This is a genomic window from Xenorhabdus sp. PB62.4 (assembly GCF_014467285.1).
Classification (GTDB): Bacteria; Pseudomonadota; Gammaproteobacteria; order Enterobacterales; family Enterobacteriaceae; genus Xenorhabdus.
Window position 1 is genome coordinate 98473 of the sequence record NZ_NKHR01000002.1, and the last position, 14384, is coordinate 112856.

Sequence of the window (14384 nt, forward strand, 5' to 3'; positions counted from 1 at the left end):
TCAGGTAACATCAAAAACCCTTTTCATTTTACGGAAGTCAGATCCTAACTATGTCTCAAGTCGCGAACAAACTATTGGTGACCTGTGCGTTACCTTATGCTAACGGTCCAATTCATCTCGGTCATATTCTGGAACACATTCAGGCTGATATTTGGGTTCGTTATCATCGAATGCGCGGCAAAGAGGTTCACTTTGTCTGCGCTGATGATGCCCACGGTACACCAATCATGCTGAAAGCCCAGCAGAGTGGGGTTTCACCAGAAGATATGATTGCCAAGGTGAACCTGGAGCATCAGCAGGATTTTGCCGGCTTTGCTATCAGCTACGATAACTACCATTCTACGCATAGTGAAGAGAACAAAGCACTTGCATCTAAAATTTATCTGGAACTGAAAAAGAATGGTTACATCAAAAACCGGACAATTTCTCAGTTGTACGATCCAGAAAAAGGCATGTTCCTGCCAGACCGTTTCGTCAAAGGCGCCTGCCCAAAATGTAAGGCAGAAGATCAGTATGGCGATAACTGTGAAGTTTGTGGAACGACCTATTCCCCAACGGAACTGATCAATCCTCGTTCCGTTGTTTCTGGCGCCGCGCCAGAAATGCGCGATACAGAGCATTTCTTCTTCGATCTCCCTGCATTCAGCGACATGCTGCAAAAATGGACTCGCTCTGGTACGTTACAGGAGCAAGTCGCAAATAAAATGCAGGAATGGTTCGAAGCCGGGTTGCAACAATGGGATATCACCCGTGATGCACCTTATTTCGGTTTTGAAATTCCAGATCAACCGGGTAAATATTTCTACGTTTGGTTGGACGCACCAATTGGCTACATGGGCTCATTCAAAAATCTGTGTGATAAGCGTGATGACCTGAATTTCGATGAGTTCTGGGAAAAAGATTCCAAAGCAGATCTCTACCATTTCATCGGTAAAGATATCGTTTATTTCCACAGCCTGTTCTGGCCGGCAATGTTGGAAGGTTGCAATTACCGTAAACCAACCAACCTGTTCGTTCACGGTTATATCACCGTAAACGGAACTAAGATGTCCAAATCCCGCGGAACTTTTATCAAGGCCGAGACTTATCTGAAACACCTTGATGCTGATTGCCTGCGTTATTATTACGCAGCGAAGCTCTCTTCCCGCATTGATGATATTGACCTGAATCTGGAAGATTTTGTTCAGCGTGTTAACAGCGATATCGTTAACAAAGTGGTTAACCTTGCTTCACGTAATGCCGGTTTCATCAATAAGCGCTTTGGTGGCAAACTGGCAGACCAGCTTGCTGATCCTGCGCTGTATCAAAAATTTGTTGATGCAGCACAAACTATTGCAGAAGACTTCACCAATCGCGAATTCGGCAAGGCAATCCGTGAAATCATGGCATTGGCCGACATTGCTAACCGTTACGTTGATGAACAGGCACCGTGGGTTGTGGCGAAACAAGAAGGCCGTGACGCTGATCTACAAGCGATTTGTTCAATGGGCATTAACCTGTTCCGCGTATTAATGACTTACCTGAAGCCAGTGCTTCCGGGCTTGACTGTACGCGCAGAAGCCTTCCTGAATACCGAACTGACTTGGGATAGCATCCAACAACCTCTGTTAGACCATGAAGTTTCCCCATTCAAGGCCCTATTTAATCGCATTGAAATGGCTAAAATTGAAGCTATGGTTGCTGACTCAAAAGAGAGCATCGAGCCCCAAAAAACCGTAACTGGCCCGTTGGCGGATGATCCTATTCAGGACACGATTGCATTTGATGATTTTGCTAAAGTTGATTTACGTATTGCATTGATCAAACAAGCTGATTTTGTTGAAGGCTCAGATAAATTACTGAAACTGACCCTTGATCTCGGTGGCGAGACTCGTCAAGTATTCTCCGGCATTCGTTCAGCCTATCCTGATCCAAAGGCGTTGGAAAATCGCCTGACAGTGATGGTTGCCAACCTTGCACCACGCAAGATGCGCTTTGGTATTTCAGAAGGTATGGTGATGGCAGCAGGCCCTGGCGGGAAAGATATTTTCCTGCTAAGCCCGGATAGCGGCGCACAACCTGGCATGCAAGTTAAATAACTAACGCGCACTCAGAAAAAATATTGATTTTTATCAAATAGATACTAAAGCGGATTCATTTTTGAGTCCGCTTTTTAATGTGACGTATGGCACATTTACAGTGTTAGTCGTATGATAAAAACCTCGCTATATTGAGGAATTATCTATTATGTCTTTCCAAAACGTGCTGATGATAGGCTGGCAATATCTGCGCGCATTCGCGTTGCTCTATTTGTGCCTGATCGCGGGAAATATCATTTCAGCACTGCTTCCCTTCTCTCTTCCCGGCAGTATTATTGGCTTACTTCTCCTGTTTTGTTTACTTGCATTCCAAATTATTCCCCCGCATTGGGTAAAACCGGGCTGTAGTCTGTTGATGAAAAATATGACATTGCTCTTTTTACCTATCGGAGTGGGTGTCATGGATTATTACTCACAACTCAGTCAGCAAATACTCCCCATTATCCTTTCCTGTATTGTCAGTACAATCGTTGTCATGATTGTTGTTGCCTACAGTTCCCACTATGTCCACCGCGAGCGCATCATTATTGGCGCTAAACAGCAAAAACAGGAAGAGAAAGAAAAATGTTAAGTCATATTTGGTGGTCACTACCGTTAACGTTGCTCGTATTTTATTTTGCCAAAAAGCTGTCAATTCGGCTCAAACTGCCTGTATTTAATCCTTTGTTGATATCAATGGCTGTTATCATTCCCCTGCTACTCATGACAAATACACCTTACGCACATTATTTTGCGGGTAGCCGGATATTGAATGATTTGCTACAACCTGCCGTTGTCGCCCTGGCTTTTCCGCTTTATGAACAACTCCATCAAATCCGTGCCCAATGGAAATCGATTATTACCATCTGTTTTATTGGCAGTATTGTGGCAATGGTAACAGGTACTGCCATTGCGTTATGGGCAGGTGCTACACCTGAAATCGCCGCTTCCGTTCTCCCCAAATCTGTCACCACGCCAATTGCTATGGCAGTCGCTGATTCTATTGGTGGTATTCCCGCTATCAGTGCAGCTTGTGTTATCACGGTAGGTATTTTAGGTGCAATCTTTGGGCATAACCTGTTTAATCTTTTGAAAATAAAGACACAGGCCTCACGAGGATTGGCGATGGGAACAGCATCCCATGCGGTGGGGACTGCCCGCTGTGCTGAAATGGATCATGTTGAAGGAGCATACAGTTCGTTAGCTTTAATGACATGCGGCATTATTACTTCACTCATTGCACCTTTTTTATTTCCGATCTTATTGCATCTGTTCGGTTAATTATCCTGCCAACAGCCATTGTTAAAGAAGTTGATAAAGCGTAACTAAAAAGTGAAAAAGTTAATTAAAACAGCAAAAATTTGATATAAGTTGCTAAGATAATGCTTTTATTACACAAATTTCATTAAATATATGGCTGTTATCACATTACAAACCTGAACAGACATCCTAGAATGACCTTCAATTAATTTGGAGATCATTCTATGCAAGCTCGTTTTCATGCTATTTGGTCAGAAATTACGCCTAAACTGCAAGAAGCGCTATTACCTTACATTGGCAATGACGATTTTCCTGCCATGCTAACCGCAAAACAGGTTGAATCCGTTAAACAAATCAGTGGATTTGATGATCATGCGCTGGCATTAGCCTTATTGCCACTTGCTGCGGCCTGTGCCATTACGCCTATTTCCCATTTCTATGTCGGTGCAATTGCACGGGGAGAAAGTGGTAATCTTTATTTCGGCGCCAATATGGAATTTGCTGGTGTCCCTTTACAGCAAACTGTCCATGCCGAGCAATCAGCAATTACACACGCTTGGTTATGTGGTGAGAAAAAACTGGCTTCCATCACTATCAACTATTCGCCTTGTGGTCACTGCCGCCAGTTTATGAATGAGCTGAATAGCGGTACACAATTAGAAGTTTATCTACCGAATCGCCCAAGATTAACGCTAGCGGATTACCTGCCGGAAGCCTTTGGCCCAGGTGATTTAACAGACACACCACTGCTGCTGGATACCGTTAACCACGGTCATCAATTCAATACCAGCGACGAATTAGTACAGTCAGCACTGGACGCAGCAAACCACAGTCACGCACCTTATAGCCAATCCCACTCAGGGATCGCACTACAGGATAAGCAAGGGCGAATTTATACCGGCCGTTATGCAGAAAACGCTGCATTCAACCCAAGCTTACCGCCATTGCAGGCCGCTCTGATACTCATGAATATGTCAGGTGGGAATTGTCAATCCATCAAACGGGCGGTACTCGTGGAAGGTGAAAATAGCCATTTATCACAATGGAACGCAACACAATCGACATTAACCGCACTTGGCTGTACAAAAGTGGAACGGCATACCTTTTAAAATGAACTATATCCCATTGGGTATAAAGGTAACTTAACAAAATGGCAGTTTTACTCCTCTATATCGCTCAAGAGGAGTAAAATAAAGAAATTAAATAACATTTTTTTAGCCAATTCTGCATGTTATCTCTCATTTTTGCTCACGATAAATATATTTAAGTAACATTTGCTGTACTTATTTTTTTTATCTTCTTAGGATCTACAGCCGATTTTGTTATTGATTAGTCCAAAGAGTAAGCATCATGGAACTGGAACACGAAAGTAAACGTCCTCTTTATATTCCCTACGCAGGTCCCATCTTATTGGAATTTCCTCTGCTGAATAAAGGCAGTGCCTTTACTGAAGAAGAGCGCAGCAATTTCAACTTGCATGGTTTACTGCCCCAGGCAGTTGAAACAATAGAAGAACAGGCTGAGCGCGCCTACCGTCAATATCGCGATTTCAAAAGTGACGCCGATAAACACATTTATTTAAGGAATATTCAGGACACCAACGAAACGCTGTTCTATCGTCTCCTTGATGCTCATCTCAGTGAAATGATGCCTATCATCTATACACCAACCGTGGGTGAAGCGTGTGAGCATTTTTCTGACATTTACCGCCGTGCACGTGGCCTGTTTATTTCCTATCCAAACAAAGCTTACATTGATGACATGCTGCAAAATGCCACCAAGCAGAATGTGAAAGTTATCGTGGTCACTGATGGTGAACGTATTCTTGGCCTGGGTGATCAGGGTATCGGGGGAATGGGGATCCCTATTGGTAAATTGTCGCTGTATACCTCCTGTGGTGGAATCAGCCCGGCTTATACCTTACCGGTTGTGCTGGATGTGGGCACAAATAACCCACAACGTCTGAATGACCCGCTATACATGGGCTGGCGTCATCCGCGCATTACCGGCAAAGAGTATGACGAATTTGTGGATGAATTTATTCAGGCGGTGAAACGCCGCTGGCCAAATGTCCTGCTGCAATTTGAAGATTTTGCTCAGAACAACGCGATGCCACTATTGACCCGCTATCGTGATGAGCTTTGCTGCTTCAACGATGATATTCAAGGTACCGCAGCCGTTGCCCTTGGTAGCTTGATTGCAGCCAGCCATGCCGCGGGGCGCCAGCTAAAAGATCAGACTGTGACATTCCTTGGTGCAGGTTCCGCGGGTTGCGGGATTGCAGAGCAGATCATTGCCCAGATGAAATCTGAAGGATTAAGTGATGAGCAGGCTCGTGCTCGTGTGTTCATGGTTGACCGTTTTGGTCTCTTAACCGATAAGCTGCCAAATCTTCTGGATTTCCAGAGTGCGCTGGTACAGAAAAGTTCAGCTCTGCAATCATGGGATGTCAGCAGTGATTCCCTTTCGCTGATGGATGTCGTTCGCAACGCAAAACCCACTGTCTTGATTGGTGTTTCCGGTCAGTCTGGTTTGTTCACAGAGGAAATCATCCGTGAAATGCACAAACATTGCGAACGCCCAATCGTGATGCCGCTGTCTAACCCGACCTCTCGTGTAGAAGCGCGTCCTGAAGACATCATCAATTGGACAGAGGGTAAAGCGCTGGTGGCAACAGGCAGCCCATTTGCTCCGGTAAAATATGAAGGTCAGGAATTCCCGATCGCACAGTGCAATAATTCCTATATTTTCCCTGGTATCGGATTAGGTGTTATCGCTTCCGGCGCTAAACGTGTTACGGATGATATGTTGATGGCAGCCAGCCGTGCATTAGCAGAGTGTTCACCACTGGCACAAACAGGCTCTGGCCCATTACTGCCGCTCATCGATGATATCCAGGATGTTTCTCGCAAAATAGCCAAAGAAGTGGCGAAAAAAGCCCAAATTCAAGGTGTAGCGATTGTCACATCCGAAGATGCACTGGATGAAGCAATTGACCGCAATTTCTGGAAACCAGAATATCGCATCTATAAACGCACCTCATTCTGATAATAATCTTAATAAGCCTGCCAATCATGTTGGCGGGCTTTTTCAGTTATTGCCCCGCCGTTTTAGTTTTGTAATAAGTTTTAATATCACCTACTGAAAACTTGCTTCAATATTTTAAGTAAAGTAGCCTTTAGGCATTGGCCCATAAGTACATATAAGGCAAAAGAAAATCATGTGGAAACGCTTGATTACCGGTCTGGTTTTCATTATTGCTGTCATGATGCTGACAGCTATTATGCTTGACCGTTGGATTAGCTGGAAAACCGCTCCTTACATTTTTGATGACCTCAGGCTACTTCCTGAGCGACAAGTCGGCATGGTACTCGGCACATCCAAATATTATAAAACCGGTCAATATAACCAATATTATTTTTACCGCATTCAAGGAGCGGTTAACGCTTACAACAGCGGTAAAGTTAAGTATTTATTATTAAGCGGAGATAATGCTCAGCACAATTATAATGAACCCATTACCATGCGGAAGGATTTGCTCAAGGCGGGGATCCCAGCCAGCAGCATTGTAATGGACTTTGCCGGTTTCAGAACACTGGATTCGATTGTCAGAACCCGCAAGGTATTTGATACTGACGACTTTACCATAATCACTCAGCGCTTCCATTGTGAACGGGCTTTGTTTATCGCCATACATCTGGGTATAGAAGCACAATGCTATGCGGTGCCTTCCCCTAAGAATATGATGACCATTCGTTTCAGGGAAATATTTGCACGTCTTGGCGCATTGACAGATTTGTATATTCTGAAACGTGAACCACGCTTTTTAGGCCCATTGATGCCAATTCCCACACCACATATCGTCCCAACCGGGGTTCAGGGTTATCCGGCTGTATCGCCAGAAGAGCTACAGGAACTAGAAAAAAAACCTCGTAGCAAATAAAAAAGAGAAACGAATTCAATATAAAAGAGCCTATCCAATAGGCTCTTAATCTTTAAACAACTTAGCAAATGATTTGCCTAAACCTTACCAGACAATTTTGTTGTTAAACTGCGCCAGAGCTTTTCCATCGGCCCTTGTGAATAACGATTCAACCACCAGCAAGCAAACCAGATATTTAATGCCCAGATAAATGGAACAAATGCCATCAATTCCAAACGGGTAAACCGGTCAAATAATTCAAAGCGATAAAAAAGAGTGGTGCAAATCAAGGTTTGCAACAAATAGCTACTCAGTGCCATTCTCCCGACCTGACGGAGCCAAAACGCGATTTTCCAGCGTGATATAGTAGGCCAGAATCCATAAATCAACGAGATATAAGCCAGTGCCAACAAGGGTGTTGCCAGTTCAGTAATAGTGTAGCGGACTGTCCACGACGCAAAATAGCTGTAAGGGTATAAATACTGAATTAACAAGGCAATACATTGAATCACCATCCCCACAGGAATTAAGCATAATGCCAATCGACGGTAATGTTTACGGCTGAATTCTCCTTTTAACCAACCATTACGCAGTAACATTGCGCCACAAAGCATGACACCGACTATTTGCCAGCCGTATTGCACAACGACCACAATCATGATGCCACTGATTTGACGGATTCGATGCTCTATAGCCAATAGCCCGCCATGAGTTTTCCAGTAACTCTCATGAAAGAGGTCTTCCGGTGTTGGCTGCCAGAATGAATTATTATCTCCTACGGGAAATAACCCCAGAAGATAAAACATCATCACGCCGAACAAATACAAAGTCGCCGCTGTACCAAACAACTTTTGACGATTATTGATAAAATGCCATGCCAGCAGACCAACAATGCCATATGACAACAAGATATCGCCGTCCCATAGCAAAATACCGTGCAGTAAACCAATAACAGCCAAAATCAGCAATCTGGGAATATTCCAATCACGCCCTCGCTGTTGAAGCAATTCAAGCGATGCCCCAAACAACAACGTCAAAATGAACAGAAACTTTCCCTGAGTAAAAGTATTTAAAATCAGCCATGTCACGACATCAGAGGATGAAACTGAATCGTTATAAAACAGATTCATATAGGCCGCATATGGCAATGCAAAACCGGAGATATTCAGCAGTAATATCCCCAAAATGGCAAAACCACGCAGACTATCAATTACCTCAATTCGCTGGTGCATTACTCCATTAGAACTATGCTCCATGATAGTAAAAGTTCATCATGATAATTGCAGATGGCGCACGGCACGCAGGAATTCCTGCCGTGTATTCTGGCTGGTTTTAAATAACCCTCCCAGAGAAGTCGTCGTTGTCGTACTGGTTGCATCACGAATGCCGCGTGCTTTAACGCAATAGTGGACTGCATCAATAGAAACGGCAACATTATTTGTGCCAAGCAGGGCTTGTAGTGCAATCAGGATCTGCTGTGTCAAACGTTCCTGCACTTGTGGACGCTGAGCAAAAAACTGAACAATACGATTAATCTTCGACAAACCAATGACCTTATCTTTAGGGATATAAGCAACGGTAGCTTTGCCGTCAATGATGACGAAATGGTGTTCGCAGGTGCTGGTTAACGTGATATCACGTACCGTTACCATCTCATCGACTTTCATTTTATTTTCTATCAGGGTGATTTTCGGGAAATTGTTATAATCCAATCCTGAAAAGATCTCATCCACATACATTTTCGCGATACGACCCGGCGTATCCGCCAAACTGTCATCACTCAAATCAAGATTTAACAGTTTCATAATTTCTGTCATGTGTTCCTCAATGCGTACCTTACGCACTTCCGGCTCCAGAGTTTGTTCACGCAATGGGGTTTCAAGACCACGGGCGATCAGTGCCGAATGCACCAATGCAGCTTCTGTACTTAGGGATGACATCAGTTTCTCCAAGAGTAATACTTTCCGTTACTTGACGGATAATCGAAACGTTTATTTTACGCAGATATCAGTGAGTGTAACACCACACAATCTTTATTTATTTTTGTATCCAATCACAACTATACCTGTACGTCATCAATGCGCCAAATCAAGATAACTCACGATGGATTTTATGACGATTGAATACCAATAACCCCGCAACAAGCAAACCAATAAATGCAGTATACAAAGCAGGTTCCAGTTTACCTGTCAGCCATGTTGAAGTCGCTGATAACACCGGCCCCACTAATTGCCCCAGTGCATAACCCGTGGTCAGTAATCCCGCCATATAGCGGGCGTGGTCTGGCGCCAATTCCCGGCCATACTGCAAAGCCAATTGCACCACGCACATAAAACCACCGCCTATCAGTAATGCTCCCGTCATCAACCCGGCAAGACCCGGCAATATTTCTGCAATCAAAATACCTGATGCCTGAAGCCATAACGAAACTGCCAAACGAATTTGAGGCGTTGATACATTGCGCAGTAAAATTCCCAACATAATGCCAATGACAGAAGCAATGCCAAATATTGGCCAGACAAACTGAGCAAACAGGCTATCAGGAAAACGTTCTGATGCCATTTGGGAAAGGAATGTTGCAGGCAAAATATAGCCAAATCCAGCCAGACTGTAACTCCACACTAACCGCTTAATCTCCGGTGTCAGAGTGAGTTTTTGGATGGCAGTTTGTGGGCGGTGCAGTTCACCACTGCGGGGCAAATAACGGCTGATATAAATACTGAGTAGTAAAGCCAGAATACCATATAACATCCACGCGCTGGCAGCGCTCATTTGCCAGGATTGAATCCCCATCGCCAACACGCCGCTGATGAAGATCCCCATTCCCGTCCCAGAGAAAACAGCCGCACTTAATCCCGGGCGATTCAGTTTTGCCAACTCATCATTCGCCCATGCTGCAACCAATACCAACGTCCAGCCACTGGCCCAGCCAATAAAGAAACGAGCAATACTGTGCAAAACAGGCCCATCCAGCAATGCCGAAAGCAGCGTAATGATCACTGCTCCCCATAATCCACTCCATAGACGATATTCAACAAAACGCTGAGCCCGCATTGCATCATAAGAACCCACCAGATAACCAAGGTAATTAAATGCCGCAACAATGCCTGCTCCCGTCAATGTGAGTTGGGATTCAGCAATCATCAACGGAACTTGTGGAGTAAAAGTGAAACGCCCTATTCCCATTGCAACAACCAAAGCAAGAAAACTGCTTAATGCAATCTGAAAAGCCTGATAATGACGTCCACGAGATGTGATGGTTTGATTGCTCATAGTGATTAAATGATAATGAAATCAATTGGATTAGTGAGAATAAATCAGTTATAACAAATCATGAATATAATATACATCTTTTATTAACAACTCCTCCCCCTCATTCCCCAGTAAAGCAATCTTTGTCATAATGCGTTCAATTGCAAAAATAACTGCTTCAAAAATAAATGATTGTCCGCAAGCTGTAATATTTGTATTTGCGGCATATAGGGAGCTTCTCATGGATCACTGTCATACCTCAGACTTAATTTCACTTGAGCAGGCACTAGAAAAATTACTGGCGCAGACTGTTCCTCTAACTAACACAGAAACCATTAACCTGACCGAATCTGCGGGCCGTATTACCGCCACTGATATCGTTTCCCCCATCAACGTTCCCCCTTTTGATAACTCAGCAATGGATGGTTATGCCATTCGTATTGCCGATCTGAACGATCACCAAACCTTGCCCGTCGCAGGAAAAGCACTGGCTGGTGTGCCGTTTCAGGGAGCATGGCCGGCTGGCAGTTGTATTCGCATCATGACTGGCGCTCCTATTCCTTCTGGTGCTGATGCCGTGGTGATGCAGGAACAGACAGAGGTTACTGAAACAGGAATCCAGTTCACTTCTCCGGTAACACAAGGGCAAAATATTCGTACTGTTGGAGAAGATATCACTCAAAATGCGGTGGTATTGCCAAAAGGAACTAAACTTTCCACGGCGCAATTGCCGCTGATTGCTTCACTGGGCATAGCTAAAATTGATGTTGTCCGTAAGCTGAAAGTTGCTATTTTCTCTACAGGTGACGAACTGCAAACCATTGGCGAACCGTTACAGGCTGGTCAGATTTACGATACTAATCGATTTGCTGTTCACCTGATGTTAGAAAAACTGGATTGTGAAGTTATCGATCTGGGCGTGATCCGCGATGATCCTGCTACATTGCGCCAAACGTTTATCAATGCAGATAAACAAGCCGATCTAGTGATCAGCAGCGGCGGCGTTTCTGTGGGTGAAGCGGATTACACTAAACAGATTTTAGATGAAGTGGGCAAAATCAGTTTCTGGAAGCTCGCGATTAAACCCGGTAAACCTTTTGCGTTTGGCAAATTGGAGAATGCGTGGTTTTGTGGCTTACCCGGTAATCCCGTTTCTGCTGTGTTGACCTTCTATCAATTAGTACAACCACTGATTGCCCGTTTATCCGGCTTTACCACATGGCAACCACCAATACGCCTCACAGCCAAGGCGACAACGCCATTGAAAAAATCCGCCGGCAGATTGGATTTCCAACGTGGTATCGCTGCCATCAATGAAAACGGAGAATTCGAGGTAAAAACCACAGGTCATCAAGGTTCCCATATCTTTAGTTCATACAGCTCCGGAAACTGTTTTATCGTTCTGGAACGGGAACGCGGACATGTTGCGGCTGGCGAAACAGTGCACATCGAATTTTTCAATCATTTACTGAAAAACCAATAAGATAATAAAACAATGACTATCGAACTTACCGATGAAGAAACCCTGCGCTATAACCGACAAATTGTCTTGCGGGGTTTCGATTTCGACGGGCAGGAAAAATTAAAGTCTGCCAAGGTGCTGATAGTTGGTGCGGGGGGCCTCGGTTGCGCAGCTTCCCAATATCTTACTGCGGCTGGTGTTGGAACTATCACCCTGCTGGATTTTGATACGGTTTCCCTTTCCAATCTGCAAAGGCAAATTCTCCATCGCGATGAACGTATTGGTATGCCAAAAGTTCATTCAGCGACCCTGACACTGCGGGAGATTAACCCGCACGTTACCATTCATCCCATTGATGGATTATTAGATGATCCTGCATTGGATGAATTGATAAACCAGCACGAAATGGTGCTTGACTGCACAGATAACGTTGCCATCCGTGAACAACTCAATCGCTTGTGCTACAAACGTAAAACATCCTTGGTTTCTGGTGCAGCCATTCGCATGGAAGGCCAGCTTTCCGTCTTTACTTACCAACCTAAAGAACCTTGTTACCGTTGCCTGAGTCGGTTATTTGGTGAAAACAATCTGACTTGTGTTGAAGCAGGCGTCATGGCGCCATTGGTGGGAACTATTGGTTCATTACAGGCCATGGAGGCCATTAAGCTATTGACTCAATATGGAAAAATCTGTCATGGAAAAATATTACTGTTCGATGCAATGACAATGGAATTTCGTGAGATCAAACTGCCTAAAGACCCTAAATGTGAGGTTTGTCAGTAACCCTGATCATAGCCCCGTAAAATAAACGGGGCTATAAACGTTAAGCAGAATTACTCAGCAATACCCTGACTTCTCAGATACTCATCATAAGTGCCTTTAAAATCAATCACCTTATCGGATTTAATCTCCAGAATACGGCTGGCTAATGAGCTAACAAAAGCACGGTCATGGGAGACGAAAATCAACGTTCCCTGATAGAGTTCCAGCGCAAGGTTCAAAGATTCGATCGATTCCATATCCAAGTGGTTGGTGGGTTCGTCCATCACCAAAATATTTGGCCTGTGCATCATCAGCTTACCAAACAGCATCCGGCCTTGTTCACCACCGGAAAGCACACCCACTTTCTTCTTAATATCATCCTGACCGAACAATAAACGACCAAGAATACTGCGCACTGCCTGCTCATCATCACCTTCGCGCTTCCATTGACTCATCCATTCAAAGACAGTCAGGTCGCAGTTAAAATCATTGGCGTGGTCCTGTGCGTAATAGCCAATGGTGCTGTTTTCAGACCATTTAATCGTACCGCTATTTGGCGCCTCTTCCCCGATCAGCGTTTTCAGGAATGTGGTTTTACCAATACCGTTTTCACCGATCACCGCCATTTTCTCGCCAACTTCCATCAGCAAGTTCAGGTTCTTGAACAGTGGCCCGTTATCATATCCTTTGGTCAAACCTTCCAGTTCCAGCGCATTACGGAACAGTTTTTTATCCTGATCAAAACGGATATAAGGATTCTGGCGGCTGGAAGCTTTTACTTCTTCTAACTGGATCTTATCAATCTGACGGGCGCGGGAAGTTGCCTGTTTAGATTTAGAAGCGTTAGCACTGAAACGGCTAACAAAAGCCTGTAGCTCAGCAATTTGTGCTTTCTTCTTCGCATTATCTGCCATGAGGCGCTCGCGAGCCTGTGTCGCCGCCACCATATACTCATCATAATTGCCCGGGAACAGACGCAATTCGCCATAATCCAAATCAGCCATATGAGTGCATACGGTATTCAGGAAATGACGGTCATGGGAAATGATGATCATCGTGCTGTCACGTTCATTAAGCACTTGCTCCAACCAGCGGATAGTATCGATATCCAAGTTGTTGGTTGGCTCATCGAGCAGCAAAACATCAGGATTAGAAAACAGTGCCTGTGCCAACAATACACGCAATTTCCAGCCCGGAGCGACTGCACTCATCAAGCCATAATGCTGTTCCACAGGAATACCCACGCCCAGTAACAGCTCACCAGCACGCGCTTCGGCACTGTAACCATCCATCTCGCCATAGGCAACTTCCAGATCAGCCACACGATAGCCATCTTCTTCGCTCATTTCGGCCATGGCATAAATGCGGTCACGTTCCTGTTTAACTTCCCACAGCTCCGAATGTCCCATGATGACCGTATCCAACACGGTATATTCTTCGAATGCAAACTGATCCTGCCGCAATTTACCCAGACGCTCATTTGGATCAAGGCTGACGTTACCGGAAGTTGGGGTTAAATCTCCGCCCAGGATTTTCATGAACGTAGATTTACCTGCCCCATTCGCACCAATCAGACCATAACGGTTGCCGTTGCCGAATTTGACAGAAATATTTTCAAACAGTGGCTTACTGCCAAACTGCATGGTGATGTTGTTTGTACTTAACACAA

At 44.6% G+C, this 14384-nt stretch carries 12 protein-coding genes; 8 read left to right on the forward strand and 4 right to left on the reverse strand.

The genetic code is table 11. From position 1 onward, the window contains the following. The first annotated feature begins 50 nt into the window (after positions 1 to 50). From metG to sanA, 6 genes are all read left to right on the forward strand, one after another. Positions 51 to 2078 (forward strand): methionine--tRNA ligase, encoded by a 2028-nt coding sequence (gene metG / locus Xenpb_RS02305; protein ID WP_187652917.1) that lies wholly within the window; start codon positions 51 to 53, stop codon positions 2076 to 2078. A 148-nt stretch (positions 2079 to 2226) separates the two neighbouring features. Beyond that, on the forward strand, positions 2227 to 2649 hold the full coding sequence (locus Xenpb_RS02310; RefSeq protein WP_187652918.1) for a CidA/LrgA family protein: 423 nt from the start codon (positions 2227 to 2229) through the stop codon (positions 2647 to 2649). After that, positions 2643 to 3338: a CidB/LrgB family autolysis modulator gene (locus tag Xenpb_RS02315; RefSeq protein WP_187652919.1), complete on the forward strand. Its 696-nt coding sequence runs from the start codon at positions 2643 to 2645 to the stop codon at positions 3336 to 3338. Before Xenpb_RS02310 ends, Xenpb_RS02315 begins: the two co-directional genes overlap by 7 nt. A 203-nt stretch (positions 3339 to 3541) precedes the next feature. Then, positions 3542 to 4426, forward strand: coding sequence for a cytidine deaminase (cdd, locus tag Xenpb_RS02320; RefSeq protein WP_187652920.1), 885 nt, complete (start codon positions 3542 to 3544; stop codon positions 4424 to 4426). Positions 4427 to 4667: 241 nt separating this feature from the next. After that, the gene (locus tag Xenpb_RS02325; protein ID WP_187652921.1) at positions 4668 to 6365 is read left to right on the forward strand and encodes an NAD-dependent malic enzyme; all 1698 of its coding nucleotides are present in this window, start codon (positions 4668 to 4670) and stop codon (positions 6363 to 6365) included. Positions 6366 to 6537: 172 nt separating this feature from the next. Next, positions 6538 to 7260, forward strand: a complete 723-nt coding sequence (sanA, locus tag Xenpb_RS02330) for an outer membrane permeability protein SanA (protein WP_187652922.1) — start codon at positions 6538 to 6540, stop codon at positions 7258 to 7260. Between the two features lie 77 nt (positions 7261 to 7337). On the opposite strand, the gene yeiB is transcribed toward sanA, so the two are convergent. From yeiB to Xenpb_RS02345, 3 genes are all read right to left on the reverse strand, one after another. Continuing rightward, on the reverse strand, positions 7338 to 8471 hold the full coding sequence (yeiB, locus tag Xenpb_RS02335) for a DUF418 domain-containing protein YeiB (protein ID WP_187653080.1): 1134 nt from the start codon (positions 8469 to 8471) through the stop codon (positions 7338 to 7340). 39 nt (positions 8472 to 8510) lie between these two features. After that, entirely contained in the window at positions 8511 to 9179 is a 669-nt protein-coding gene (gene folE / locus Xenpb_RS02340; protein WP_187652923.1) for a GTP cyclohydrolase I FolE, read from the reverse strand. A 148-nt stretch (positions 9180 to 9327) separates the two neighbouring features. Beyond that, on the reverse strand, positions 9328 to 10512 hold the full coding sequence (locus tag Xenpb_RS02345; protein ID WP_187652924.1) for a YbfB/YjiJ family MFS transporter: 1185 nt from the start codon (positions 10510 to 10512) through the stop codon (positions 9328 to 9330). A 220-nt stretch (positions 10513 to 10732) separates the two neighbouring features. Here Xenpb_RS02345 and moeA point away from each other — a divergent pair, with 220 nt between their 5' ends. After that, the gene (moeA, locus tag Xenpb_RS02350) at positions 10733 to 11974 is read left to right on the forward strand and encodes a molybdopterin molybdotransferase MoeA (protein ID WP_187652925.1); all 1242 of its coding nucleotides are present in this window, start codon (positions 10733 to 10735) and stop codon (positions 11972 to 11974) included. Between the two features lie 12 nt (positions 11975 to 11986). Next, positions 11987 to 12736, forward strand: a complete 750-nt coding sequence (moeB, locus tag Xenpb_RS02355; RefSeq protein ID WP_187652926.1) for a molybdopterin-synthase adenylyltransferase MoeB — start codon at positions 11987 to 11989, stop codon at positions 12734 to 12736. 50 nt (positions 12737 to 12786) lie between these two features. Here moeB and Xenpb_RS02360 read toward each other — a convergent pair whose 3' ends face one another. Further along, positions 12787 to 14382, reverse strand: coding sequence for an ABC-F family ATPase (locus tag Xenpb_RS02360; RefSeq protein ID WP_187652927.1), 1596 nt, complete (start codon positions 14380 to 14382; stop codon positions 12787 to 12789). Positions 14383 to 14384: the final 2 nt, after the last annotated feature.